This window comes from Kitasatospora sp. Xyl93, assembly GCF_055383135.1.
In genome coordinates this window covers 13,567-38,320 of sequence record NZ_AP029186.1, presented here as the reverse complement: position 1 = coordinate 38,320, position 24,754 = coordinate 13,567, and the positions used below count along the sequence as shown (strand labels likewise).

General features: G+C 73.2%; 25 protein-coding genes. 9 read left to right on the top strand and 16 right to left on the bottom strand.

Features of this window, described 5'->3' with window-relative positions:
* Positions 1 to 106: 106 nt before the first annotated feature.
* The 3 genes from ACZ5GH_RS38555 (at position 107) to ACZ5GH_RS38545 (ending at position 2,087) form a co-directional block, all read left to right on the top strand.
* On the top strand, positions 107 to 988 hold the full coding sequence (locus tag ACZ5GH_RS38555; RefSeq protein WP_387758803.1) for a SigB/SigF/SigG family RNA polymerase sigma factor: 882 nt from the start codon (positions 107 to 109) through the stop codon (positions 986 to 988).
* 113 nt (positions 989 to 1,101) lie between these two features.
* Positions 1,102 to 1,497: an STAS domain-containing protein gene (locus ACZ5GH_RS38550; RefSeq protein WP_387758823.1), complete on the top strand. Its 396-nt coding sequence runs from the start codon at positions 1,102 to 1,104 to the stop codon at positions 1,495 to 1,497.
* Between the two features lie 128 nt (positions 1,498 to 1,625).
* Positions 1,626 to 2,087 (top strand): ATP-binding protein, encoded by a 462-nt coding sequence (locus ACZ5GH_RS38545; RefSeq protein ID WP_464336971.1) that lies wholly within the window; start codon positions 1,626 to 1,628, stop codon positions 2,085 to 2,087.
* Positions 2,088 to 2,158: 71 nt separating this feature from the next.
* Here ACZ5GH_RS38545 and ACZ5GH_RS38540 read toward each other — a convergent pair whose 3' ends face one another.
* The 4 genes from ACZ5GH_RS38540 to ACZ5GH_RS38525 form a co-directional block, all read right to left on the bottom strand.
* On the bottom strand, positions 2,159 to 4,789 hold the full coding sequence (locus tag ACZ5GH_RS38540) for a SpoIIE family protein phosphatase (protein ID WP_464336970.1): 2,631 nt from the start codon (positions 4,787 to 4,789) through the stop codon (positions 2,159 to 2,161).
* Between the two features lie 82 nt (positions 4,790 to 4,871).
* The gene (locus tag ACZ5GH_RS38535; protein WP_387758805.1) at positions 4,872 to 7,157 is read right to left on the bottom strand and encodes a catalase; all 2,286 of its coding nucleotides are present in this window, start codon (positions 7,155 to 7,157) and stop codon (positions 4,872 to 4,874) included.
* 214 nt (positions 7,158 to 7,371) lie between these two features.
* Positions 7,372 to 7,542: a hydrophobic protein gene (locus ACZ5GH_RS38530; RefSeq protein ID WP_387758806.1), complete on the bottom strand. Its 171-nt coding sequence runs from the start codon at positions 7,540 to 7,542 to the stop codon at positions 7,372 to 7,374.
* Positions 7,543 to 7,621: 79 nt separating this feature from the next.
* On the bottom strand, positions 7,622 to 8,590 hold the full coding sequence (locus ACZ5GH_RS38525) for an LLM class F420-dependent oxidoreductase (protein WP_464336969.1): 969 nt from the start codon (positions 8,588 to 8,590) through the stop codon (positions 7,622 to 7,624).
* Between the two features lie 178 nt (positions 8,591 to 8,768).
* Here ACZ5GH_RS38525 and ACZ5GH_RS38520 point away from each other — a divergent pair, with 178 nt between their 5' ends.
* Positions 8,769 to 9,062, top strand: coding sequence for a WhiB family transcriptional regulator (locus tag ACZ5GH_RS38520; protein WP_387758808.1), 294 nt, complete (start codon positions 8,769 to 8,771; stop codon positions 9,060 to 9,062).
* A 126-nt stretch (positions 9,063 to 9,188) separates the two neighbouring features.
* Here the strand turns inward: ACZ5GH_RS38520 and ACZ5GH_RS38515 are convergent, their stop codons facing one another.
* Genes ACZ5GH_RS38515 through ACZ5GH_RS38505 form a run of 3 tightly spaced genes read right to left on the bottom strand, consistent with a single transcriptional unit; the run spans position 9,189 to position 10,788 of the window.
* Positions 9,189 to 9,926 carry a metallophosphoesterase family protein gene (locus ACZ5GH_RS38515; RefSeq protein ID WP_401109018.1) on the bottom strand — a complete coding sequence of 246 codons (738 nt, stop codon included), beginning with the start codon at positions 9,924 to 9,926 and terminating at the stop codon, positions 9,189 to 9,191.
* Positions 9,923 to 10,177, bottom strand: coding sequence for a BON domain-containing protein (locus ACZ5GH_RS38510; protein ID WP_387758811.1), 255 nt, complete (start codon positions 10,175 to 10,177; stop codon positions 9,923 to 9,925). Before ACZ5GH_RS38510 ends, ACZ5GH_RS38515 begins: the two co-directional genes overlap by 4 nt.
* On the bottom strand, positions 10,174 to 10,788 hold the full coding sequence (locus ACZ5GH_RS38505) for a nucleotidyltransferase family protein (protein WP_464336968.1): 615 nt from the start codon (positions 10,786 to 10,788) through the stop codon (positions 10,174 to 10,176). The genes ACZ5GH_RS38510 and ACZ5GH_RS38505 overlap by 4 nt, the downstream gene beginning before the upstream one ends.
* 307 nt (positions 10,789 to 11,095) lie before the next feature.
* On the opposite strand from ACZ5GH_RS38505, the gene ddaH reads away from it, so the two are divergent.
* Both ddaH and ACZ5GH_RS38495 read left to right on the top strand, forming a co-directional pair.
* Complete coding sequence (gene ddaH, locus ACZ5GH_RS38500; RefSeq protein WP_464336967.1) at positions 11,096 to 11,920, top strand: dimethylargininase; 825 nt, start codon at positions 11,096 to 11,098, stop codon at positions 11,918 to 11,920.
* A 207-nt stretch (positions 11,921 to 12,127) separates the two neighbouring features.
* Complete coding sequence (locus ACZ5GH_RS38495; RefSeq protein WP_387758816.1) at positions 12,128 to 12,586, top strand: SRPBCC family protein; 459 nt, start codon at positions 12,128 to 12,130, stop codon at positions 12,584 to 12,586.
* Positions 12,587 to 12,840: 254 nt separating this feature from the next.
* Here the strand turns inward: ACZ5GH_RS38495 and ACZ5GH_RS38490 are convergent, their stop codons facing one another.
* A complete protein-coding gene (locus ACZ5GH_RS38490; RefSeq protein WP_387758818.1) occupies positions 12,841 to 13,146 on the bottom strand; it encodes a DUF6479 family protein in 306 nt (101 codons plus the stop codon).
* A gap of 120 nt (positions 13,147 to 13,266) precedes the next feature.
* The gene (locus tag ACZ5GH_RS38485; protein ID WP_387758819.1) at positions 13,267 to 13,668 is read right to left on the bottom strand and encodes an SsgA family sporulation/cell division regulator; all 402 of its coding nucleotides are present in this window, start codon (positions 13,666 to 13,668) and stop codon (positions 13,267 to 13,269) included.
* A 337-nt stretch (positions 13,669 to 14,005) separates the two neighbouring features.
* Between ACZ5GH_RS38485 and ACZ5GH_RS38480 the strand changes: the two genes are divergently transcribed.
* Entirely contained in the window at positions 14,006 to 14,482 is a 477-nt protein-coding gene (locus ACZ5GH_RS38480) for a Dps family protein (protein WP_387758820.1), read from the top strand.
* Between the two features lie 109 nt (positions 14,483 to 14,591).
* Here the strand turns inward: ACZ5GH_RS38480 and ACZ5GH_RS38475 are convergent, their stop codons facing one another.
* The 4 genes from ACZ5GH_RS38475 to ACZ5GH_RS38460 all read right to left on the bottom strand — a co-directional run bounded on the left by ACZ5GH_RS38475 (position 14,592) and on the right by ACZ5GH_RS38460 (position 16,573).
* Positions 14,592 to 14,912, bottom strand: coding sequence for a hypothetical protein (locus ACZ5GH_RS38475; protein ID WP_464336966.1), 321 nt, complete (start codon positions 14,910 to 14,912; stop codon positions 14,592 to 14,594).
* Between the two features lie 101 nt (positions 14,913 to 15,013).
* Positions 15,014 to 15,361 carry a hypothetical protein gene (locus tag ACZ5GH_RS38470; RefSeq protein ID WP_464336965.1) on the bottom strand — a complete coding sequence of 116 codons (348 nt, stop codon included), beginning with the start codon at positions 15,359 to 15,361 and terminating at the stop codon, positions 15,014 to 15,016.
* Between the two features lie 789 nt (positions 15,362 to 16,150).
* Positions 16,151 to 16,357: a S1 RNA-binding domain-containing protein gene (locus ACZ5GH_RS38465; RefSeq protein ID WP_464336964.1), complete on the bottom strand. Its 207-nt coding sequence runs from the start codon at positions 16,355 to 16,357 to the stop codon at positions 16,151 to 16,153.
* Between the two features lie 141 nt (positions 16,358 to 16,498).
* The gene (locus ACZ5GH_RS38460) at positions 16,499 to 16,573 is read right to left on the bottom strand and encodes a hypothetical protein (protein ID WP_464337020.1); all 75 of its coding nucleotides are present in this window, start codon (positions 16,571 to 16,573) and stop codon (positions 16,499 to 16,501) included.
* Between the two features lie 518 nt (positions 16,574 to 17,091).
* On the opposite strand from ACZ5GH_RS38460, the gene ACZ5GH_RS38455 reads away from it, so the two are divergent.
* Both ACZ5GH_RS38455 and ACZ5GH_RS38450 read left to right on the top strand, forming a co-directional pair.
* Positions 17,092 to 17,727: a LysE family translocator gene (locus tag ACZ5GH_RS38455; RefSeq protein WP_464336963.1), complete on the top strand. Its 636-nt coding sequence runs from the start codon at positions 17,092 to 17,094 to the stop codon at positions 17,725 to 17,727.
* Positions 17,728 to 18,228: 501 nt separating this feature from the next.
* Positions 18,229 to 19,515 (top strand): phytase, encoded by a 1,287-nt coding sequence (locus tag ACZ5GH_RS38450; RefSeq protein WP_464336962.1) that lies wholly within the window; start codon positions 18,229 to 18,231, stop codon positions 19,513 to 19,515.
* A gap of 144 nt (positions 19,516 to 19,659) precedes the next feature.
* Here ACZ5GH_RS38450 and ACZ5GH_RS38445 read toward each other — a convergent pair whose 3' ends face one another.
* The 3 genes from ACZ5GH_RS38445 to ACZ5GH_RS38435 all read right to left on the bottom strand — a co-directional run bounded on the left by ACZ5GH_RS38445 (position 19,660) and on the right by ACZ5GH_RS38435 (position 24,730).
* A complete protein-coding gene (locus ACZ5GH_RS38445) occupies positions 19,660 to 20,628 on the bottom strand; it encodes a phosphotransferase family protein (RefSeq protein ID WP_464337019.1) in 969 nt (322 codons plus the stop codon).
* Positions 20,629 to 20,671: 43 nt separating this feature from the next.
* A complete protein-coding gene (locus ACZ5GH_RS38440) occupies positions 20,672 to 21,013 on the bottom strand; it encodes an ArsR/SmtB family transcription factor (protein ID WP_387760542.1) in 342 nt (113 codons plus the stop codon).
* A 732-nt stretch (positions 21,014 to 21,745) separates the two neighbouring features.
* Positions 21,746 to 24,730, bottom strand: a complete 2,985-nt coding sequence (locus tag ACZ5GH_RS38435; protein WP_464336961.1) for a S8 family serine peptidase — start codon at positions 24,728 to 24,730, stop codon at positions 21,746 to 21,748.
* Positions 24,731 to 24,754: the final 24 nt, after the last annotated feature.

Sequence of the window (24,754 nt, the reverse complement as noted above, 5' to 3'; positions counted from 1 at the left end):
AAGTGTACGAACCTCCTTTTCGGAATCTTCACGCCCGGTGGCCGCATCGATCGGCCGAACCGGGGTAGCGGGCGTTGCGTCATACCGAAACGACGAAGGGACCCCGATGGCCGTGACCACTCGCGAACCGCTCGTCACCACCCCCGCGCCCCTGCCCTCCACGGCGGAGCTGCGTGAGCTGCTGCCGCCGGAGCTGGCGCAGGAGCGGGATCTGCGGGAGGTGGCGCCGGCCGATGCCCGGGAGTTGAGCCGGGTCCTGCTGCGCCGGCTCGCCACCCTGGAGGAGGGCACCCGGGAGTACTCGTACGTCCGGTCCACCCTGGTGGAGATGAACCTGTCCCTGGTCAGGTTCGCGATCCGCCGCTTCACCGCGCACCGCGAGCCGCAGGAGGACCTGCTGCAGGTCGGGGCGGTGGGCCTGATCAAGGCGATCGACCGGTTCGATCCGGACCTCGGTGTGGAGTTCACCACGTTCGCGCTGCCGACGGTGCTGGGGGAGATCCGCCGGCACTTCCGGGACACCACCTGGGCCGTCCACGTGCCGCGCCGCCTCCAGGAACTGCGGATCGTGCTGGCCAAGGCGCAGGAGCGGTTGGCGCAGGAGCTGGACCGGGCGCCGACGGTGGCCGAGCTGGCCGGGCACCTGCAGCTGTCCGAGGAGGAGGTGGTGGAGGGGCTGACCGCCTCGAACGGCCACACGGCGGGCTCCCTGGACCTCGGGGGTGCGGAGGACGACGAGGGGCCGGGGTCGCTGGGCAGGCGGTTCGGGGAGGAGGACCGGGACCTCTCCAAGGTCGAGGACCTGGTGGCGCTCAAGCCGCTGGTCGCCGCCCTGCCGGAGCGCGAGCGGCTGATCCTCTCGATGCGCTTCTGCGAGGACCTGACCCAGTCGCAGATCGGTGAGCGCCTGGGGGTGTCGCAGATGCACGTCTCCCGGCTGCTCTCGCGCACCCTGCGGCGCCTGCGCGAGGGGCTGGAGGACGACTGACCGGGCGCCCGCCGGGGGAGGACCCCCGGTGCACCGGCGCGACCGCCCGGTCCGTTGCGCCACCGCCCTGACCTGCCTAGAGTCGGAGGGCATCCGACACCGAGGGGACGACGATGACGCCTTCCGACCACGACGCCGGAGACCTGGCCTTCGCGGTCCCGCCGCCCCGTCCGGAGGCGGCGGTGGAGACCCGGACCGTGGGCGGCGGGGCGGTGGTGTGCGCGCTGGCGGGCGATCTCGACATCGAGACGCTCGCGCCGGTGGCCGCCGCGCTCACCGGTCTCCTCGCGCGGCGTCCGCCGGTGATCGTCGTCGACCTGGCCGGCGTGGCGTTCTGCGACTCCTCCGGCCTGAACCTCCTGCTCCGGATCCGTGCCGAAGCGGAGCGGGAGGGCCTGCGGCTGCGGCTGGCCGCGGTGCCGCCCACCGTCATGCGCGTCCTCGAACTGACCGGCGCGCGAACGGTGTTCTCCCTCCACGGCTCCGTCGCATCGGCGCTGGAGTCCTGACCGGGACCCGGGCCTCGTCCCTCCCCGATCCGCCGGCCGCCGGCGGTGTCGGGGGAACGAGGCATAATCCGGGAGGCACGGGGAAACCGAGCTTGCGAACCGCCGTCGATCCGAAGGGGAACCCTCACATGACGATGAGTCGGGGCACCCTGGACGGTGACCCGCGGCCGCCCGGGCCGGCCCGGCCGCCCGGAGTCCAGCGCAGACGGCTGACGCTCGTCGGGATGCCGACGCCGGTCGCCCGCGCCCGGGCCTGCGCCACCGAGGCGCTCGCGGACTGGTACGCGCCCGCACCGGAGTTCGCCGCCGACGTGGTCCTGGTGGTCGCGGAGCTCGTCGCGAACGCCATGCTGCACGGGGACGGCCCGCTGGAACTGGTCCTGGACGTCACCCAGGCGCGCCTGCGGGTCGAGGTCAGCGACCGCAGCCCGACGCTGCCCGAGCTGCGGCGCCCGCACGTGCCCGCCGTTCCCGGCGGCCACGGGCTGTTCATCGTGGAGCGGATCGCCGATCGCTGGGGCGCCGAACCGCACGCCCGGGGCAAGTCGATCTGGGTCGAGTTCGACGCCCCCGGGCTGCCCCGCGCCTGACCGGCGGCGCCTGATCCCAGCCCCCGCCCGGCACCGCTCCGGTGCCGGGCGGCGGGCGGCTCGCGGCGCGGTCAGCCGGGCGGCGCGACGCGCACGGCGAGCAGGGCGATGTCGTCGTCGCTCTCCGCACCGAGGGCGATGACCAGCTCGTCGCAGAACACGTGCAGGGGCGCCCGGGCGAGGGCGGCGGTGTGCCGGCGCAGCCGGTCCATGGCGTCGTCGAGGGACTGCCCGCGGCGCTCGATCAGGCCGTCGGTGTACAGCAGCAGGGTGGAACCGGGCGCCAGGGGCTCCCGGGCCGTGGGCCGGGGCGTGTCGGCGTCCATGCCGAGCAGCAGGCCCGCGGCCCCGTCCAGGTAGCGGGTCCCGCCGTCCTCGGTGGTGAGCAGCGGCGGCAGGTGGCCGGCGGAGGAGTGGTGCAGCTCCCAGGGGCCCGACTCACCGCCCTTGACCAGCGCGTACACGCAGGTGGCGGTGGACTGCGGGGTGAGGGTGGTGCTCGCCCGGTCCAGCTGGCGCAGCACCTCGCCGGGCGGCTCCCGGCGGTCGACGGCGATCCCGCGCAGCATGTTGCGCAGGGCGCTCATCGCCACGGCGGCCCGCAGGTCGTGGCCCGCCACGTCGCCGATGACCAGCACCAGGTCGTCCGTGGGCAGGACGAAGGCGTCGTACCAGTCCCCGCCGATCTCGGCGGTGGTGCTGGACGGGGCGTAGCGGGCCACCAGGTCCAGGTTGGCGACCGGGGGCACGTCCGGCAGCAGGGCGCGCTGGAGGCGCTCGGCGGTGCGCCGGGTGTGCTGGTGCAGCCGGGCGTTGTCCACCCCGAGGGCGATCCCGCGGACGAGTTCCGCCACCAGCAGCACGTCGTCGCCGGTGAACGGGTACTCGTCGCGGGTGCGCACCAGCGTCAGCGCGCCGAGGACCTCCCGGCGGGCCCGCAGCGGGGCCACGATGGCGCTGCTCGCCTCCAGCCGCTCGAACATGTCCAGCTGCCGGGCCTCCAGGGCGCTCTGGGCCCGCTCCGGCGGCGCGAAGTCGGTGACCAGCAGGGGGCCCGCGCCGCGCATCACGCGCGGCAGGGAGCCCTGGGTGTCCTCGGCCAGCGGGGGGAGCCGGCCGAGCAGGCCCTCGGGCATGGGCATCCGCGGGTCGCCGTGGACCACGCAGACCCGCTCCACCCGGCCGGCCGTGTCGTCCAGGAGGTCCGCCACGCACCAGTCGGCCAGCCGCTGGGTCAGCACCTGGCAGACCCGGTGCAGCCGTTCGTGCAGGTTCAGGGTGCTGCTGAGCGCCAGGCCGGTGTCGGCCAGCAGGGCGAGGCGGTCCAGGGCGGCCCGCTCGATGCTCGCCCGCCGGGACTTGCTGGTGGTCGTCGGCAGGCTCACCGGGCCGGGCTCCATCCTCGGGCCGTGCAGGTTCCGCAGCTCCTGCGGGTCCTGCGGGGCGCCGGTGGGGCCGGTCCGCGCGGTGAGCTGGGCGACGAACACCGTGCGCCCGTCGATCGCCTCCTGGGTCTGCACGCGCAGCCGCACGGGGACCAGCCGGCCGTCGCGGCGCAGCGCGGGCAGCGGGACGGAACGGCCCAGGATGCGGGGCTGGCCGGTGAGCAGCAGGGAGGTGAAGGCGGCCTCGTGCCGGCCGCGCAGGTGCTCGGGGATCATGACGGTCAGCCGCTCCCCGACGAGTTCCTGCGGGGACCAGCCGAGCAGGTTCGCCGCGGCGGCGTTCACGGCGATGATCCGGTTGAGGTCGTCGGCCGCGACCGTCGGCTCGGTGGCGGCCGCCACCTCGCTCGCGTCCCACGGGGCCAGCTCGGTCGGGGTGCCGCTGGGCGCGTCGGGGTTCAGCGTCCACGCGGTGGGGTCCGCGCCGGACAGCTGGGAGGTGATCTGGTCGAACAGCCACTCCCGGAAGGCCCGGATCTGCGGAAGTGCCGGGAGGGTGAGCAGGGCCCCCTGCTGGGCGGCGGCCTCCGCCTGGTCGAGGACCCGGTACAGGGTGGCCACGGCCTCGGCGCCGTCCGCCGGGAAGGCGACCAGCACGGAGAGCGTCGAACTGTCCGGGGTCTCCTGCTGCACCGAGGCCGTCATGCACTCGCAGATCATGTTCCCGGCGTCCCGGGCGACCGTCAGGTCCGCTGCGGACACGACCACGCGCTCCTCGGCGCACCCGTCCAGGTACAGCTCCCGCAGCAGGCCCTCCCACTGCTGCTGCGCCGCCCAGTACAGGGCGTACGGCACGTCGATCAGCGTCACGGTCGCGGTCGGGCCGACCGGGGCGACGGTCTCCCAGGCGGAGGCCGGGGGGTCCGGCTGCCCGGGCCACAGCTCGAACCAGACCGTCTTGCGCTCCGCGTCGCTGTGGACGCCGTGGCTGGGCGCGAGGTCCTCCACCAGGCCCAGGCCGCGTCCGGTGGAGGCGTACGGATGGCGGTCGTGGGGGACGAGGCCGACCTCCGGCCGCCCGTCGCTGACCCGCACGTTGACCCGGCCGTCCTGCGCCCACGCCTGCACCTCGAACTCGGTGCGCGCGTGCAGGACGGCGTTGGCCGCCAGTTCGCTGGTCAGGAGTTCGGCCGTGTCCACCGTCTCCGCTGGTACGCCGGCCAGCGCCGAGCGCACGAACCGTCGCGCCAGCGCGACGTTCTCGGGGGCCGGGGCGAAGCGCCGCGACGGGACCCCGGGCGGACTGAGAATGCCCATACCGGGCGTCTGCTCGGAAACACCGGCGCTAAAAGGCCGGGGCGCCGTCCCTCGCGGACGCCGCCCCGGCACACGCTTTCCGTCAGCCGGCGGTGGGCGGCGGGAAGCGGTCCCAGACGCGGTGGGCGGCGAGCAGCAGGCCGAGCTGGTCCACGGCCTGGTCGGGCCGGACGCCGGTGAGGACGCCCGGGGCGTCGGCGGCGATGCCCGCGGCCTGGAGAGCGGCCTGCCCGCCCTCCAGGACGAGGATCGGCTTGGCGTGGCGGTAGGCCTCGGTCAGCATCAGCACCAGCCGGGCGTCGACCGGGGAGGCGGCCGGCAGCGGGTTGGCCGCCTTGGCGTCCCGGGCCGCCTCGCCCTCGGGCGCCGGTCCGGGGGCACCGGCCAGGACCAGCGCGTCGAACTCCACCGAGCGGGCGGTGGCGAAGGTGCGCTGCACGGCCAGCGGCTCGTGGTTGCCCTCCGGGCGGAGGCTGCCCCCGGCGGCGGAGATCACCAGGGGGACCATGTCCGCGTCCAGCACGGCCCGGCGCACCGTCGCCAGCGCGCCGTGATCGGTGCCCGCGACCAGCCCGACGACCCGCCCGTCCAGCGGCCAGGTCCGCCCGACCTGGGAGAGGGCGGGGCTGGGCCGGGCCGGGGCGAGCGGTTCGGCGGGCTCGGGCGCCGGCAGGCCGAGACCGGCCGCCACCTGCGCGCACAGGTAGCCGTCGATTTGGGCCAGTACCCGCAGGCCGCGCTCCTTGATCGCCTGTTCGTGGCACTTGCCGAGTTCGAAGGTGTAGGCGGCGATGATGTGCTCGCGCTCCACCGGGCTCATGCTCGCCCAGAACAGCCGGGGCTGGCCGAAGTGGTCCGCGAAGGACGCCGGCGCCTCGCGCACCTTGGTGGCCGGAGCCACCGGCGTCGGGTACTCGATGAAGGGACGGTCCCCGGCGCCGGCGAAGAACGGGCAGCCGCCGTCGAGCGAGTTCGGCTTGTACGGCGCGACGCCCGAGTGGACGGCGTCCTGGTGGAAGCCGTCGCGCAGCATGTCGTTGACCGGGGCGTGGGTGCGGTTGATCGGGATCTGGGCGAAGTTCGGGCCGCCCAGCCGGGTGATCTGGGTGTCGAGGTACGAGAACAGGCGGCCCGACAGCAGCGGGTCGTCGGTGATGTCGATCCCCGGCACCAGGTGCCCGGGGTGGAAGGCGACCTGCTCGGTCTCGGCGAAGAAGTTGGTCGGATTGGCGTTGAGGGTGAGCAGCCCGACCGGGCGCACCGGCGCGAGCTCCTCCGGAACGATCTTGGTCGGGTCGAGCAGGTCGATGCCCTCGAAGGTCTGCTCCGGCGTGTCCGGGAAGGTCTGGATGCCGAGCTCCCACTGCGGGAACGCGCCCGCCTCGATCGCGTCGGCGAGGTCCCGGCGGTGGAAGTCCGGATCCGCCCCGGCGACCAGCTGCGCCTCCTCCCAGACCATGGAGTGGACGCCGAGCCTGGGCTTCCAGTGCCATTTGACGAGCGTGCTCGCCCCCTCGGCGTTCACCAGGCGGAAGGTGTGCACGCCGAACCCCTCCATGGTGCGGAAGGAGCGCGGGATGCCCCGGTCCGACATGTTCCACAGGGTGTGGTGGGTGGCCTCGGTGTGCAGGGTGACGAAGTCCCAGAAGGTGTCGTGCGCGGACTGGGCCTGCGGGATCTCCCGGTCGGGGTGGGGCTTCGCCGCGTGGACGACGTCGGGGAACTTGATCGCGTCCTGGATGAAGAACACCGGGATGTTGTTGCCGACGAGGTCGAAGACCCCCTCGGAGGTGTAGAACTTCGTCGCGAAGCCGCGGGTGTCACGGACGGTGTCCGCCGAGCCCCGGGAGCCGAGCACGGTGGAGAACCGGACGAACACCGGCGTCTCGACGTCCTCGCCGAGGAACGCCGCCTTGCAGACGGCGCCGGCGCTCCCGTACCCGCGGAAGACGCCGTGCGCGGCCGCCCCGCGGGCGTGCACCACCCGCTCGGGGATGCGCTCGTGGTCGAAGTGGGTGATCTTCTCCCGCAGGTGGTGGTCCTGCAGCAGCACCGGACCGCGGGGCCCGGCCTTGAGGGAGTGGTCGCTGTCGGGCAGGCGCACGCCCTGCGCGGTGGTCAGGAAGGCGCCGCTCTGCGACCGCACCCGCGCGTCGGCACCCGTGTCGCGCCCGGTCGCGGTCACCGGCCGCGGAGCCGCCTGGTCGGGTTTGGGGGGCAGCGGGTCGTGCACCTCGGTCGGCTCCTCGACGCCCGGCGAGGCGGCGCCGGGCGCACCGGGGACCTCCGGGCGGTCGGTCGGGGTGGCGCGCTCGACCACGTCGGCGACGGCGTCGACGATCTTCTTCACCGGTCCGGACTCGTTCATGGATGCTCCTCGTACTCGGGGGACTCTGCGCAGGTAACCCCGCGGCCGCCTCCGGAAACGGATTAGCGCGCCCGCAACCCGAGCGCGCGGTGCTGTCCCGCGACCGGAGGCTCCCGACGTGCCGACGGCGAAGGCGCCCCGTAGGCCGCGGTGTCGCGGCCCACGGGGCGCCGGGCTCCGTCACCAGCGGTGCGGCCCACGGGGTGCCGGGCGGCTACCAGCGGTACCAGCGGCCCCGCCCGCCGGCCGCGGTCGTGCCCCGGGCCACGAAGCCGATCAACCACAGCACGAACACGACGACCGCCGCCCACCAGAGCACCTTCAGGGCGAATCCGGCACCGAACAGGATGAGTGCGAGCAGAAGGACCAGAAGGACCGGGACCATGGTGTAGACCTCCTCGGTTAGTGGTGACCGCCCTTCTGCCCCCGGACCGCCGATGCATGCCCCCTTGCCCGTGGCGCTGTCAGAACGCCGCGCGCAGGGCCGGCAGCAGCGTCTCCTCCGCCCACCGCAGGAAGGCGGGCTGGGAGTCCCCGCCGACCTGGACGAGGGCCACCTCGTCGAAACCGGCGTCCACGAACGGACGGACGGCCTCGACGAAGTCCTCCACCCTGTCGCCGCACGGGATGGCCTCGGCGACGTCCTCGGGCCGGACGAACCGGCTCGCCGCGGCGAAGCCCGCCGTCCCCGGCAGGTCGGCGTTGACCTTCCAGCCGCCGCCGAACCAGCGGAACTGTTCGTGGGCCCGGCGCACGGCCTCGTCGCGGTCGCGGTCCCAGCACACCGGCAGCTGGCCCACCGCGGGCTTCCCGGCGCCGCCGTGCTCGGCGAACCCCGAGATCAGCCCGGCGTCCGGCTCGACGGCGATCACCACGTCGGCGAGCCGCCCCGCGAGCGCGCAGGACACGGGCCCGGACACCGCCATCCCGATCGGCGGCGGTTGCTCCGGAAGGTCCCACAGCCGTGCGCCGACCACGTCGAAGTGCTTCCCGTGCCGGGTCACGTACCCGCCCTCGAACAGCGCCCGGATGATCTCCACCGCCTCCCCGAACATCTCCTGGCGCACCTGGGCGGCCGGCCAACCCCGGCCGACGACGTGCTCGTTGAGGTTCTCCCCGCTGCCCAGCCCCAGCCGGAACCGGCCCTCGGAGAGCAGCTGGAGCGTCGCCGCCTTCTGCGCCACCACCACCGGGTGGTAGCGGAAGGTCGGGCAGGTCACGTAGGTCATCAGCGGTATCCGCGAGGTGGCCTGCGCCGCCGCGCCCAGGACCGCCCACGCGTACGGGGCGTGGCCCTGCTCGTCCAGCCACGGGAAGTAGTGGTCCGAGACCACCGAGAAGTCGAAGCCCGCGCGTTCGGCGAGCACCAGGTCGGCGACGAGGCCGCGCGGGCCCCGCTGCTCCGTCATCATCGTGTATCCGATCTGCACCATGCCCCCGCGCCTGCCCGGTCCGGCCCGTTCTCCACACAGGCGGGCCGGACTTCATCCGGTCGGCCGGACGAGTCGGCCGGGAGCGGCCGTGAGCTGGCCGTGAGCGGCCGGAGGCATGAACCGGCGGGACGGGGTTAGACGAGTGGGGCCAGCGCGAACCCGATCGGAAGGAACCGCCGTGGCCGACCTCTCGCACGTGTCAGAAGCCCCGCAGCCCCGGTGGAGCCGTGAGCCCGACGGGGCCTGCCACACCGCGGACGGCGGCGTCTTCGGCGGGTCCGCCGACGAACCCGTGGCCGCCGTCCGGGCCCGGGAGGAGGCGGCGAAGGCCGTCTGCGCCGGCTGCGACGTCCGGGTGGAGTGCCGGCGCCACGCCCTCGCGGCCCGCGAGCCGTACGGCGTCTGGGGCGGCCTGACCGCGGACGAGCGCCGCGCCCTGTTCACCGGTGACCCGGTCGCCTCCGCGGCCTGACCGGTCACCGGCCGCCCCGGCCGGGAGGTGGGCTCCCGACCGGGGTATCCGCTGCCCCGGCCGCCGACACCGGCGGCCGGGGCAAGCGGGCTACGGCGCCCGACCTCGGCGGCCAGGGGCAGCGGGCTACGGCGCCCGCGGGGCCGGCTCCAGCTCGTAGAGCGCGAACGCCCGTCCGATGACCGGCTGCGCCACGTTGCGCACCCGTACCCCGCAGGCGGTGAGGCCGTGCTCGGTGCCGAGGTGGGCGTGGCCGTGGACGGCGAGGTCGGCACCCGCGGCGTCGATCGCCTCGGCGAGGAGGTAGCTGCCCAGGAACGGGAAGATCTCCGGCTGCTCCCCGGCGAGGGTGTCCGCGACCGGCGCGAAGTGGGTCAGCGCGATGCGCAGGTCGCAGCGCTCGGCCGCCAGCCGGTCCAGCGAGGCCCGCAAGCCCTCCGCGCAGTGCCGGGTGTGCCGGATGAAGGCCTTCATCTCCGGCTCGCCGAACTCGCTGCCACTGCGGCCGGCGAACCCGCCGCCGAAGCCCTTCGTCCCGGCCACGCCGACCAGCCGACCTCCCACCCGGACGGTCGTCGAGGTGCGCTCCAGCACGTGGACGCCGCGCCCGGAGAGGATCGCCGCGACCTCCTCCGGGCAGCCGGCGTCGTAGTCGTGGTTGCCCAGCACGGCGATCACCGGCACCGGCAGACCGGCCACCTCCTGCGCGACCACCGCGGCCTCCTCCGGGACGCCGTGCCGGGTGAGGTCGCCGGCCAGCAGCAGCAGGTCCGCCCGCTCGCGCAGCGCCTCGAAGGCGGGCCGCAGCACGCCGTGGCTGTCGCGGCCCAGGTGGATGTCCCCGACGGCGGCCAGCCGGATCACCGGAGCACCTCCGATCCGGCCGGCGGCCGGTCGTCGGCCAGCACGATGTCGGTGTGGACCACCAGCCCGGCCAGGGTCTCGGCGACGATGCGCTCGACGGCCGCCCGGTGCCGCTCGGTGGGGACCGTGCCGTACACCGTGACGTGTCCGCCGCGGGTCTCGATCCGCAGGCCGAGCTCGCCGATCTCGGCCTCGGCGAGACGGTCGCGCAGGTGGGCCACCCGGTACTCGGTGTCGTCGGTGCCGGTCATGCCTCGACTCCTTCGGGTTCGATCACCTGGAGCCGTTCCAGGAGGTAGAGGAAGGCGGCGGCCATCGGCGCGTCGCCGTGTTCGGCGCGGATCCTCGCCCAGTCGACCTTCTCGCGCAGCGGCCGGACCACGGCCAGGACGGCTCCGAAGTCGCAGTGGTGTTCGGAGAACGCGGCGAGGAGGCTGCCGACCAGGTCGGTGGCGGACAGCACCGGCATGCGCACGGAGTCCACCGGCAGCACCTCGGCGCGGTCCAGCAGCTCGGAGGTGACGGGCCGTTTGGCGAGTTCGAGGATCAGATCGACGTCCTGGCCCAGGCAGCGGGCCTTGAGCAGCCAGTCCTCGGGCGGCAGGAAGACCTGCAGCCCGGCCTGGCGCAGGGTCCGGGTGACGGCCTCCGCGTCCTCCCGGCGGATGCAGAAGTCGGCGTCGTGCTGGAGCCGTACGGTCGCGCCGTGCGCGTAAGCGGCCACGCCGCCCGCCACCGCGAAGGGGTGGTCCTCGGCCTTCAGCAGGGAGCCGATCCGCTTCGCCGCCTCCAGGATCGCCTGGGCCCGGTCCGGCGGGAGGGATTCGTCGGAGTGTTCGGAGTGTTCGGAGAGGTGGTCCATCGCGGCCTCCTCGGCGTCCGTTCCGGTTCGGAAGGGTCCAGTGCGTTCGGGAGCGGTTCTGTACGCCCGGGTGCGGCGTTGCGGTTGCGGTTGCGGTTGCGGTTGCGGTTGCGGTTGCGGTTGCGGTTGCGGTTGCGCTTGCGGGACGCGGTTGCGGTCGCCGCTGCTGTTGCGGGACGGTTCGGGCTCGATCCGGGACGCCTCCGGCGGGTACCCGGCGAGCGGGACTTCACGCCGCGGGCCGGCGTGGCCCGCACCGTTTCCACCCCACCGTTTCCACCCGACGGCCGTGGGCACGCGCCCACCCATGGAACCTTCCCCCGTGCGTACCGCGCGCCGGCGCCACTACCTGCTGTGCCCGCCGACCCACTTCGCGGTGGACTACGCCATCAATCCGTGGATGGACCCCACGCGCCCCGTCGACCGCGCGGCCGCGGAGGCCCAGTGGGGCCGACTGCGCGACGCGCTGCGGGCCCTCGGCCACCGGGTCGATCTCCTCGACCCGGTGCCGGGACTACCCGACATGGTGTTCACCGCCAACGGCGCCACGGCGATCGACGGCCGGGTGCTGGTGGCCCGGTTCCGGCACCAGCAGCGCGCCCCCGAGGCCGAGGCGCACCGCCGATGGTTCGCCGCGGCCGGGTACCGGCCCGTACGGGTCGCGGGACCGGTCAACGAGGGCGAGGGCGACTTCCTCCTGGCCGGCCGGCACCTGCTGGCCGCCACCGGCTTCCGGACCAGCCGCGCCGCCCACCACGAGGCCCGCCGGGTCCTCGGCCGCCCGGTGGTCAGCCTGGTCCTGGTGGACCCGCGCTTCTACCACCTCGACACGGCGTTGGCGGTGCTCGACGACGAGCAGATCATGTACCACCCGCCGGCCTTCGCCCCGGAGAGCAGACGGGTGCTGCGCGCGCTCTACCCCCGGGCCATCCTCGTCGCCGAGCCGGACGCGGCCGTCTTCGGCCTCAACGCCGTGAGCGACGGACGGCACGTGGTGCTCCCCGCCGCCGCGCACGGCCTGGCCGGGCGGCTGCACCGGGCCGGATACGTGCCCGTACCCGTCGACATGCCGGAACTGCTCAAGGGCGGCGGCGGGCCGAAGTGCTGCGTGCTCGAACTACGGCCGGGGTGACGGGCGGGCGGTCGACGGGCGCGGCGCCCCCGTCCTCCGTACTGGCCGGACCGCGCTCGGACCGGGTCGCGCCGGATCGGATCCGATCGGGTCGGATGGCGTCGGATCGATCCGCCGGGCCGCCGGGAGGCATGCGTCGGCGCGCGGCGGGCAGACGCGCGGATGACCGGGGGAGAGCCCCGGCCACTCCGAACGAGGAGAGCACAGATGAGCATGGTGAAGGAATCGGTCGACGTCGACGTGCCCGTGGGCACCGCCTACAACCAGTGGACGCTGTTCGAGGAGTTCCCGCGCTTCATGGAGGGCGTCGACTCGGTGACCCAGGTGGACGACCGCCACAACCACTGGCGGACGAGCATCGGCGGGGTCACGCGCGAGTTCGACACCGAGATCGTCGACCAGTTGCCCGACGAGCGGATCGCCTGGCGGACGGTGGGCGGAGACGTGCAGCAGCAGGGCGTGGTGACCTTCCAGCGGCTCGACGACCAGCACACCCGGGTCAACATGGCCATCGACTTCCGCCCGGAGGGCATGGTCGAGAAGGCCGGAGACGCGCTGGGCGTCGTGGACCGCAGGGTCAAGGGGGACCTGCGGCGCTTCAAGGACTTCATCGAGGGCCACGGCCACGAGCAGGGCGGCTGGCGGGGGCGGATCAGCCCCGGCTGAGCGCGGTCCGGCCCGTGCGGCGCTCGGCCCCGGTCCCCGCGAGGGACCGGGGCCGAGCCGGGTCCGGGAGGGCGGGACCCTTGCACGCCGAACACACCGTCTTCCCACCGGAGTTCGTCCCGGAGTTCGCCCCGGAGTTCGTCCCGGAGTTTGCCGTGCGGCGGTGGGTCACCCGGCAGTGCCGGTGACGACGTGATCCCCGGTGCCCGCGATGTGGCCGCAGGCACCGGGGATCACAGGGACGACCCCGGCCCTCACGAGGAGCGCCGGGGCGGCTCCGCGCGTTGTGACGCCCGCTGCGCCGGGCGGTCGTCGGTCCCGTGGCCGTCGTGACCGCCCGGCGCGGCACGGGAAGGGCGCGGACCGTCGCCGTCGGGAGTGCCCCAGGAGTCGGCGCGGGCGGCGGGGGCGCCCCTGGGGGGCTTCGGCCGCCGCCGGTTCAGGTGGCGGCTGCCCCAGGCGAACGCGCCGATCAGCAGCAGGGCTATGGCCAGGGCGGGTACGGCGACGGCGAGCAGCGAGGGGCCGTCGGGTGCGGCCAGGAGCGATTGGGTGGCCATGGGTCTTCTCCTTTCCCGGATCCGGCGGCGGGCCGTTCCCCGGGAGGCGGGGGCGGGCCCGCCGGTGTCGCCCGCCTACCCCGTCCGCCGGGAGGCATGCCTGCCCCGGTGCGGAGCGGATCAGGACAGCAGCTGGGCGAGGGCGGCGTCGACGTCCAGGTGCTCGGTCTCGGTGCCGGCCGGTACCAGGCGGAAGGAGTCGAGGAGGAACGCCGATACGACGGCCGCCGGCACGCTGATGACGGCGCGCGCGGACGGGGACCGCAGGGTGATCAGCACCTGGCCCTCCGGCCCGGGCGCGACGGTCACGTCCCCGCAACCGACCGGGCCGTGCCGGCCCTGGTCGAGCAGGTCGCGCGCGAAGGTCCACTGCGTAGCTTCGTCGTCGCCGAGCGGGGGGAAGGCCAGGCACACCGCGTACGGCGACGCGGTGTCGAAGCGCAGTTCCGCGTCCACGGCGACGTCCGGGAACGGGCCTTCGGGCAGGGTGACGGCGGTGGACCAGGAGGTGGCGACGGTCATGCGGCGGACTCCCATTCTGGCGGTGGCACCGGGCTCTCCTCCGGCCGCGGCGGCCGGGGTTGCAGCGCTCGGTTACCCGCGCGCCCGGGGTGCATTCCTCGTCTCTCAACGCGGCCGGGTCGCCCGGCGTGATCCCCCGCCCGAGTGGTTTCCCCGCCGCGGGGCCGGGCAGGCGCCGGACGATCCCGCCGCCCGGGCGGTCGTCCGCCCGTGCCCCGGACGGTCAGGGCCCCGCGCACGTTCCGCCGGAGAGCGCGCACGGCCGGCCGCCGGGCGGCGGGGCGCCCACACGGACGGGGGCCGGCCGACGGCTCCCCGATCAGGAAGGATGTCAACGATGGGTGTCGTCATCACCAGCCCGCTGCCGGAAGGCGAACGCAAGACGGTCGGGAACGCCCTGCAGGGCACCCTGGTCGACCTGCTGGACCTCTCCCTGGTGGCCAAGCAGGCGCACTGGAACCTCTACGGGCCCCGGTTCCGCTCCGTCCACCTCCACCTCGACGAAGTGGTCACCACCGCGCGTGACTTCGCCGACCAGGTGGCCGAGCGCGCCGCCGCGATCGGCTTCAGCCCGGACGGCCGCGCCGCCACGGTGGCCGCCACCAGCAGCCTGCCCGGCTTCCCCGAGGGCTGGACGGCGGACGTGACGGTCGTCGAGCACCTGGTGAAGGCGTTCGCCACCGTGATCGAACGGCTGCGGGTGCGCATCGACGAGACCGGCGAGGCGGATCCGGTCAGCCAGGACCTCCTGATCGGCCTCACGGCCGCACTGGAGAAGCACAGCTGGATGTTCCAGGCCGAGAACCGCACCTGAGCCCGCCGCCCGCCCTGCCCCGCCCCGGCGCCCGACCGCCGGGGCGGGGCCCGCCGGCGTCCCGGTCGACGTCGTGGCCACCCCAGCGGACCCGGCTGGGTGGCCAGGGTCAGTCCGACGCGCGGGTTCGCTCACGGTAGGCCTTCTGCCGACAGGCGTTCGAGCAGTAGCGCTGGGGCCGGCCGCCGCGCCAGGTCGGCGGCGGGATGGTCTTGCGCACGCACTGCCAGCAGTAGCCGAGCGGCCGTTCCTCGTACTCCCGCACGACGGCCTTCACCTCGGGTGGCAGGCCGTCGGTCAGGCCCTCGAGCTCGTACACCTCCCGAAGAGTGTCGGCGGAGTACGAGTCTCGCTGCCGGTCCAGTTCGATCGGGGTCACGCCGGTCTGCTTGCGGACCTCGGCCCCCGAGAGGTCCCTATTGACCAGCAACAGGAGAAGCATTTCAAGGTGGGCCCGCGCGATCGGGCTGATCGTGAGCGCGTTGGTGGTGGCCTTCCGGCCGGTGGGGTCTCTCGGGACCGAACGGCGGGTCACTGGGCACCGCCGGCGACCGCCGTGGTGGTTGCCGGCTCGACGACCTGGCCGGGGATCATCGGGGCCGTCTGCGGGGTGGGCGCTGGCGCGGTGGAGTTGTTCTGCTGGCCGAGCTGCAGCCCGCGCAGCGGGGCCGTGAGCTCGCGCACCCCCTGGTAGCGGGGCGTGAACTTCTCCACGGCGGCGATCAGCATGGTGAGCCGCCCGACCATGTCGGGCATGTCCTGGGCCTGCGTCCGGGCCACGCACACCCGCACGATGTACGCGATCAGGGCCGCCAGCAGGGCGATCGCGCCCAGAACGAGCACGACCACCAGGGTCGCGATGTCGAAAGCAGCGTCCAAGGTTTCCCCTCCGAGACGACGAAAGGCCCCCGCGTCGGCGGAGGCCTTGAGTGTGTTGCTGTGGGCTGGAACGTAAAAAGCCCCGCTGCTCAGCGAGGCCTTCATGGGTCAGGACACAGATATCCCGTCCGGAAAATGGTTCCACATATCCGACGGCTGGTCAAGTAGCGCCCTGACCTGCGGATTCGGTGTAGACATCAAGTCGCTGGGTTCTGTAACGCGTCTGGTGGAGCGGCGTCGATCGGCAGTGGAACGCGGCCCGGCTGCTGGCCTGCGGAGATCGGGGCCTGGCTCGGCCGAGGCAACTGCAGGGGTAACCCGCCCGCCCTGAGGCCGGACGGCCACCGGTCTTCGTCGGCGGCCCCGGGCCTGTGGTTGCTCCGCAGGTTGCCCCGGGCGTTGCCGTGGGCGTTGCTCCGCAGGGTGCGCCGGAGGTTGTTCCGGGACAGTGCCGGTTGTCCCGCGTCCGCGCTGCTCAGCACCGGGGACTACCCGCGCCCCGGAACACCGACTACTCCTCTCCGGGCCGGCGGACAGCGGACGGACGGCCCGGAGAGCAGCACTCCGGGTGTCCCGTACGGCCCGGGAAGTCCCGATCGCGCCCGCCGCGGGTCGACCGCCGCCGCGGGCCCGGACCGCTGCCGTCTGGGGCCTGCTCGTCGACGGCGGCCCTGCTGCGCCAAGCCGCCGTCCTCGGCACCCTCCGGGACCGGCTCGTCGACGTCCTGCTCGTCCGGTGCTGCGCCGGCGTGCCGGCCTGCTCGTTGCTAGCCGCCGCGTCGGCGTCGATCATGTGAGCGACAGGCGAATGCGGCGCATGGACGGGTCGACCTCTGCGATCCGCGCGGTCATCACATCGCCGACACGAACTTTCCGATCCGGCTCTGCTGCGAGCAGTTCGGCGTTGTGAATCAGCCCTGCGATCCCGTCATCGAGGCCTACGAAGGCGCCGAACGGGGCGAGCTTCGTGACGCGGCCACTGACGGTGCTGCCCACACGCCCAGACCAGCCGAGCCATGGATTCTCCTGAAGGGCGACCAAGGACAGCACAGCCTGCCCACGCCTCTCGCTGTCCAGAGCCAAGACCTCGGCGCTCACACGCTGCCCCAGTGACACCGCTTCATGACACGAGGAGATTCATCTCCACGAGAGCTCGGGCGGAGGGACGAACCCTACCGAGGCCTCCGGTGCCCCGTCGAGATCGACGAACACACCAAAGTTCTCGATCCCACTCACCACCCCTGCCACGACATCGCCTGTGCGTAGCGAAAGGAGGAAGTCTCTCAGGGCTTTGGAGGGGAGCGGATACGTCACGGCTCAGACCTTATTCCGCACGTCCGAATGTCCGAATCTACCAACACTGTTGAAGCGCACCGGCTCGACGACCGGCCCTTCCCTCTCGTCCATGTCCTGTCCGTTCCGGCCTGCCGGAGCCCTCAACCGGGCCCCGGCCAGCCTTCCAGACCATGGCCTTGCGCGAACTTTCTGACATGCTCCAGCAGCATCGTCGCCGACGCCGCCAGCGGCGAACCCTTGCGCTGCCCGACCGTCGACGCCGCCCTCGCCCTGCCGTGTCCGGGGCCAGGACGCCGGCGGAGCGGTGCCACTTCCTCTCCGTCCCGTACGTCCTGGAGGCGCTCTGTGCTGGTGAGGCGATCGACGTCTTCGGGCAACTGGCCTAGCCGGCAAATGAGTTGTAAAGAGTGAGTCGGTGAGTGAACATCAGGGCCATGATCGACTCAAGTCTGTATGCCGCCTTCTTCCTCGCCGCTCTGATGCTGTGCGTATCACCTGGGCCGGACATGATGTTCATCGTGGCGATGGGCGGCCGTGGGGGGCCGAGAGCGGGGGTGCTCGCGGCGCTGGGCGTCGGATGCGGCGCCCTCGTCCACGTCTTCGCCGCGATGCTGGGGCTTTCCGCGTTGTTCCTGGCCTTCCCCACGCTGTACCACGTGTTGCGCTGGGTCGGGGCGGCCTATCTGCTATATCTCGCCGTCAAGGCCTTCCGGGACCGCGCCCCGCTCGGCGAGGACGGAGGCACCACCGGGTCGGCGGGCCCCAGCCGGTGGCGCGCCTTCGGCCAGGGCATGCTGACGAACCTGCTGAACCCAAAGGTGATCTTGTTCAACATCGCGTTCCTGCCACAGTTCGTCCGTCCGGCCATGGGGCATGTTCCGGTGCAGTTCCTCCTCCTGGGCTTGACGATGGTCCTCATCGGCCTGGCCGTCGACACGTCGGTCGGGCTGCTGGCCGGACGACTTGCCGCGCTGCTGCGCCGCAGCGCCCGCACCGCTCGGGCGTTGAACGTCCTCGGTGGAACGATCTTCGGCGGCTTGGCCGTGCGTCTCGTCGCCGCGCCGAAGTAGGCGGCTGTCGAACGGGGTGACCAAGGGGGCGGTCGAGAGCAGCTGGGTAGACGCCGGTCCGCGACGGCCGGCGCCGGATCCCGTACGGCTCTGCCGACGGCGCCCGCCCCTTCTCCCGCACCCCTTCTGCAGCGGTCGATGACGGACTGCCAGGAACCCTGCGCCCGAGGCAAGGGATCTCCCTGATGCGCGGCCTCGGGCCCGGGGCCTAGCGTCCTCTCCGTCGAGTCGGCTCCGGCTGCCGGACCGTCCCTCCCTCCAGCCCTCATGCGGCGGGAGGCGGCCGGTGGCCTCCCTGCACTCCGGCTCGGCGGGAGGGCGGTGATGTCCCGCAAGCCTCGGAACCGGTGATCACGGGCCGGGGCCGACCGGGGCGGCCCGGTCTTCGCTCCACGGATTCGCGAGGTGTTCAACAACCGGACACCGAACAGTCGCGGACATGACGGATGCGGCAGCGAGTTTCTTCCCCATCAGGGCAAAACGCTCATATCGGGAGAAAACATGACGATACGTCTGGCCGTTCGCGTCTCAACCCTCGTCCTCTGCACAACACTGGCCGGCTCGCTCGCCCTCCCGGCGCAGGCCTCCGGGATCCCGGCCGTCCACGCGAAGGCCGAGACCGCGCCTCTGTTCGACGACGAGGCCGGCGGCAACGCGAACGCGGATGACCCGGCGATCTGGCGCAACGCCGCCGACCCGGGCCGCAGCCTGGTGATCGCCACTGCCAAGCAGGGCGGCCTGCGGGTCTACGACCTGGAGGCGCGGCAGGTGCAGTCGCTCCCCGCCCCGGCCGGGCCGAGCGTCGCCGACAAGCCCGGGCGGTTCAACAACGTCGACCTGGTGCAGGGCCTGGGGCTGGGCGGCGCCCCCGCCGACCTCGCGGTGGTCAGCGACCGCGGCAACGACCGGCTGCGGATCTACCGCATCGACCGCGACAAGCCCGGCGGTCCGCTCACCGACGTCACCGACCCGGGAGTGCGTCCGGTCTTCTCCGCCGACCAGGCCGAGATCAACAAGCAGAAGACCGCGTACGGTCTGGCCACCTGGACCGACCGCTCCACCGGGCGCTCCTACGCGCTGGTCAGTCAGCGCAACCGCACCCGGATCGCGATGCTGGAACTGATCGCCACCCCGGCCGGCACGGTGGACTACCGCCAGGTGCGCACTCTCGACCTGCCGTCCACCTTCCGGCTGCCCAACGGCACGACCTGGACGCCGTGCGCCGAACCCGGTGAACTGCCGCAGGTCGAAGGCATGGTCGTCGACCCGGCGGACGGCACCCTGTACGCGGGACAGGAGGACGTCGGCATCTGGCGCATCGACGCCGGCCTGACCGGCACACCGGTCCTGGTCGACAAGGTGCGCGAGTACGGCGTGCCCGGCACCTACGACGAGGCGACCGAGAAGTGCACCCCGGGCGCCGACCCCGGCTATGGCGGCAGGCGCCTGACGGCCGACGTCGAGGGCCTGGCCCTGGTCACCGAGGCGGACGGTGACGGCTACCTGTTGGCCTCCAGTCAGGGCGACAACACCTTCGTCGCCTACGACCGCGAGCGCGACGACGACAACGAGTACGAGGGCGCCTTCCGTATCACCGCCGCCTCCACCACCCTCGACGGTTCCGAGGTCTGCGACGGCGCCGCCGCCCTCAACGCCCCTCTCGGCAGCCGCTACCCCCACGGCCTGCTCGTCGTCCAGGACGGCCAGGAGACCCCCGGCGACGGCGACCGCGAGGCCACCGGCTTCAAGTTCGTGGACCTCGGCGACGTCCTCGACGCCATCGACTGATCCGGGAACACCGCGGACGCACGGTGGTGACACCGTGCGTCCGCCTTACCGCTGTCGGCCGGGCCTGCATCGCCTGGCTGCCTGCCCGGGACGAGCGCGTCGAGGAGGCCATCGCCCGGCTGCGCCCGCTGCCGGGGAAGCGGGTCAGGCGTAGCGGTCGAAGAGGGCCTGCAGGTAGTCCTCGAGGCGTTGGGTCAGGACGGAAGGTGTCAGGTCGGTGCGGCCGAGTTCGCGCCAGGGAACGGCGACCTTCTCGGCGTCGGGGGCGAAGGCGAGGGCGTCCAGGAGTCGCCAGTACAGGTGGTCGCGGCCCTCGGAGAGGGTGCGGCCGCCGGCGGCGGTGTAGCGGTCGGTGAAGGCGAGGCCCGCTTGGGGGCCGTGGAGCAAGGCGAGGGTGGTGGCGCAGTGGGCGACGTCGAGGTCGGCCGGGCCCCAGGAGGTCTCCACCCAGTCGACCACGCCGGTGAGGGCGAGGGTGGGGCCGGTGCCGGTGAACAGGACGTTGCCGGGGTGGAAGTCGCGGTGCAGGAAGCATCCCCGGTACGCGGGCGGGGGCGTGTCGATCGCCTTCACGGCCCGTGCCCACAGCGCGGGGCGGGTGGTGTCCTGGGGTACGGCGACGCGTTCGGGGGCTGTCCACGGCTGCCAGGTGCGCGGCCGGTGGCTGTCGTCGACCTGCAGGGCGTGCACGGCGGCGAGTTGCGCGGCGAGCAGGTCGGCACGGGCGGCGGTGTCGTCGTCCTGGTCCAGGCGCACGCTGCCGGGCAGGTGGGTCATCAGCAGCGACGGGTGCTCGCACACGGACCCTTGGGCGTCCACGGCGACGAGCCGCGCGGCCGGGACGGCGCTGTCCTCCAGCAGACGCAGCACGGTGGCCTCGCGGGCCAGCAGTTGGGGGGCGTGGCGGCGGTAGAAGGGTTTGACGAAGGAACGCAGCACCAGCGTGTAGGGGGCCTCCGCGCCGCCGGGGCGGGCCACCTCCAGGCGGCGCATCCGTGAGGTCCACCCGCCCTTGAGCGCGCTGACCTCGCCGATGCGCTCGCCGGGCGCGAGGTGTCCCTCGACCCACCGGCGCGTGGTGTCCCACTCCTGGTCCTGGCCCCCACTGTTGATCACGGACGGCAAGCTTACGCCCCCGCCCCGAGGGCACCTCGGGTCAGGTCTTGGAGGCGGTGCGTGCGGCTTCTGCGTCGGCGGCGGCGACCACCGCTGCGAGCAGGCCGGGGAACCGTCGTTCCAGTTCCTCGCTGCGTAGGGCGTTCATCTTGGTGGTGCCCACGTAGTACTGGCGTAGTAGTCCCGCCTGGCGGAGGACGGTGAAGTGGTGGCTGGAGGTCGAGCGCCCGACGGGCAGGTCGAAGGAGCCGCAGCTCAGGTCGGTTCCCGAGTGGGCGAGTGTGCGTACCACCGTCCTGCGGGCCGGGTCAGCGAGCGCCTCCAGCACCTGCTGGACGCTGACGTCCTCCACGCCGGGGTGCACGATCATCCGCGCTGCCACGCGTGCCCGTCCCACACCCACCACCCCTTCCCAACACTCGCCCCCGTCCGTTCGATGGCCAAAGTCCGCGCCATGCACGTGACTTCACGCGCACGACGCTACTATGCCCCATCCGGGCGACACACTCATCGCGACACCCGCACAACACGCCCCGGCGGAACACGGCGCCGGGGCGGAGGGAAGGGACAGGGCGGCCGGGCTCCAGGCCGCGCGGAGCGGGCCGGCGCCGCGAGGACGCCCGTCAGCACCTGGCCCGCCGACGGCACCGCGGCTCGCCGCACCTACCGCCTTGACCCCGGGCGCGGACCGAGGAACCGGCGGAGGAACCGGCGAAGGCGGCTGAGCAGGACCCTGGACGAGGGCTGTCCGCCTGTCGGGCGGAGAGCCGCCGACGTTGAGGACCGACGTCCTCACCCGGCACGTCCGCTCCTTCGCTGTCATGCTCGCCGAGCGCCAGGGTGAACGGCTCCCGGAACGGCTCGACGCGGTCCCTGGTAGCGCTTTGTCAGGGGTGTCGCAGGTCTGCCACGGGGTGGGTTGTCGGCAGGTGGGGCAGTGGCCGGTCCAGGCGGCGATGAGGTGTGGGAGGAGGTCGGGGCCTGGCTGAAGGTCAGGCCCCGGCCAGGGCTTTCGGGAGGGCCCGCTGATCAGTTCGAGCAGCCGGCGCGTGCGGAGCACCCGTGCGGGGGCGGCACGCGTGTGCGTGCCGCCCCCGCTGGTGGGCGCCGGGATTCAGTTGAGGGACAGGAAGGAGCCCGCCCCGTTGGCGTATTCGATCCAGGCGCCGGACCGGGCGTCCGCCGGGACGCCGGACCAGGCGGCGGTCAGGTCGGTCGGTACGCCGGGGGTGACGCGGGCCCGGTCGGGCGTGACCGTGACCTTGCCGGTGACGGGGCTGTCCGCGGTGATGTGGTTCGCCTGGTAGGTGTACGGAGTGACGGTTTCGTCGTTGGCCCCGACCGCGACCAGGGACACGAGGATGGCGTCGGCCGTGGGATGCGGCACGGTGATGGTGACCGTTCCGTCGCTGTCGGGGACGGCGACGTGGACGTCCTGGAGGACTCCGCCGGCCTTGCTGCCCCAGAGGACGCCCGTGATGGTGTCCGCCGCCGCGTCGAAGCGGACCGTGATCTGCGACGCCTTGGCGCCGGACGGGATCTCGGCGTCGTAGGAGATCTGCTGCGCCGTGGTCAGGGTGCCCTTGGTGGCGGGTGAGGAGACCGGTCCGTAGGCGGTGGCCGTCAGGGTGCTGGTGGCCGGGGTGACCGAGAACGTGGTCGAGCCGCTGGACCCGGAGCCCTTGATCTCGGCGGGGGCGCGGACGGTCTGCGGGGTGACGACGATCGGGCTGCGGACGGTGATGCGGTCGGAGGTCCAGGTGAGGGACCCGGTGTCGACGCGTCCCGCGGGCGCGGTGGTCACGTCCAGGGTGACGGTGAAGGTGAGCTTCTGGCCGGGGTGGGTGAAGTGCAGTACGGACGGGCTCACGGTGGTCTTGACGCCGGGGAGGTCCACGCGGGCACGGTAGGTGCCGGGCGTGGTCGCGGTGACGGTGCGGGTGACGGTCTGCTTGCCGAAGAGGTCGCCGATGGCTATGGACGGGTAGTTGAGGTCGCTCGGGTCGATGGCCTTGACGCCGGTTCCGGTGTGCACGCCGGAGCCTTCGAGGTAGGCGAGCCAGTCCCGCTCGCCCGAGTCGTAGACGAGTCCGGGCCGCAGCATGGCCCGTGCGTCCACCTCGCCGGCGCCCTGCGCGAAGGCGTCGTCGCTGTTCTTGCCGTCCGCGGTCTTCGTCGGTGTGGCTGTGGTCATCATGGCCGACTTGATGCTCATCGGGGACCAGGTGGGGTGCTCCGCGAGGTAGAGCGCCGCCAGGCCGGCGATGTGCGGGGTGGCCATGGACGTGCCGGAGTAGTAGTCGAAGTCGTGGCCGTTGTTGCCGTCCGGGGACACGGCCGCGAGGATCGTGCTGCCGGGCGCGGTGATGTCGGGCTTGAGCAGGTCGCCGTTGCCGACGAGCGAGGGGCCGCGCGAAGAGAAGCCGGCCACCTGCGGGTAGATGTCGGAGGTGCCTCCCTCGGTGAGGGTGGCGGTGGCTCCGTCCGTGGCGGCGTAGGTGCGGACGGTGGTCGCGTCGGGGGTGTTGAGGTGGACGACCGGCAAGCTGTGCAGGTCGCCGTCCCTGCTATCGTCGCCGGGGTTCACCAGGACGACGCCGATGCCGCCGGCCCGCCGGACCTCGGCGGATTTTTCGGGGCGGGAGTTGACGCCCCGTTCGCAGACGACGATCTTCCCGGCCGCGCGGGCCGGGTCGAGGGAGTTCGGCATGCAGTAGTCCGCGTAGACGTCCACGGTGTCGGAGACCCGGACCGCGGAGCCCCGGGCGAGCGGGGCGGGGCCGACCTGCCGGTGCACGGTCGTGCTGATGCCGGTGTAGCTCGCGCCGTTGCCGAGGGTCACCGTGCCGGTGTGCGACGCGATGGTGCCGGCGGCGACCGTGGTGGTCCAGGGCGCGATGTTGTCGAGGCTGGACGGCTTGGGGCCGGAGTTGCCCGCGGCGGTGGCGACGAAGACTCCGGCCACGGCGGCGTTGCGGAGCGCGACCTGCACCGGGCTGTCGTACGCGCTCTCGAACGTGCCGCCGATCGAGTAGTTGATGACGTCCACGCCGTCGGCGACGGCCTGGTCGATGGCGGCGACGATGTCGCTGGTCAGACCGCCGTCCGAGGCGCCGTCCTTGCTCTGCCAGAGGGCCTTGTAGACGGCGATGGCGGCTGCGGGGGCCACGCCGGAGACGGTGCCGAGGTCCTCACCGTCGACCTTGGCGCGGACGTCGGCGTTGCCGGCCGCGGTGGACGCCGTGTGGGTGCCGTGGCCCTGGCTGTCGCGTGGGGAGACGTATCCGGCCCGGTTGGACTCCGGGACGGCGTCGAACCAGGCGTCGCCGAAGTAGCGGGCGCTGATGACCTTCTCGTTGCAGGCCGCGGCGGTGAAGCGGTCGCCGGTCTGGCAGGTGCCCTTGAAGGTGCCGCCGTCCGCCTTCTGCATCACGGTGGTCGTGCCCACGCGGTAGGGCCGGTGGCGGTCCTTGTTGCCGGGCTTGCGGGAACTCAGGGCCGGGGCGTCGAAGGAGGGGTTCTCGGGCCAGATGCCCGTGTCGATGTCCCCGATGACGATGCCCTTGCCGGCTTCGGCCGTCCCGCCGAGGGCCTTCCACAGCCCGTTGCGGCCGGAGAGACCGAGGAAGTCGGTGGAGCTCCGGTCGTCGGCGGCCTTGTGGAACCGGTCGGGGGCGATGTGCACGACGCTCCCGGCGCGGGCGAGGCGCACCAGTTGGCGGGCGTCGAGCCGGGCGCTGAAGGTGTTGGTGGTGACCGCGAAGTGCTGCCGGACGGTGGCACCGACCTCCTTGGCGACGCGGGTCTGCTGGTCCGTCAGGTGGGTGCGGTACCGCTTGGCGGTGGCCGATTCGACATCGATCTTGCCGCCCTCGGCGGGCTTCGTGGCGGAGAGGTCGCCGATCCCGCCGTCGTAGGTGACCAGAGGCTGGTCGGCGAGGGTGACCAGGTAGGTGCCCGTCGCGGATTCGGCGATCGGAGCGGGGGTGGCGGTGGCGGTCGTGGCGAGGGGGAGGCTGAGCGCGGCAAGGGCGGTGGTGAGCAAGGCGGCGAGGGCGGCTCGCCGGTTGCGCGACGTTCGTCGCGGTAGGAGTGACACGGACTCTCCTCATGGATTTCCACG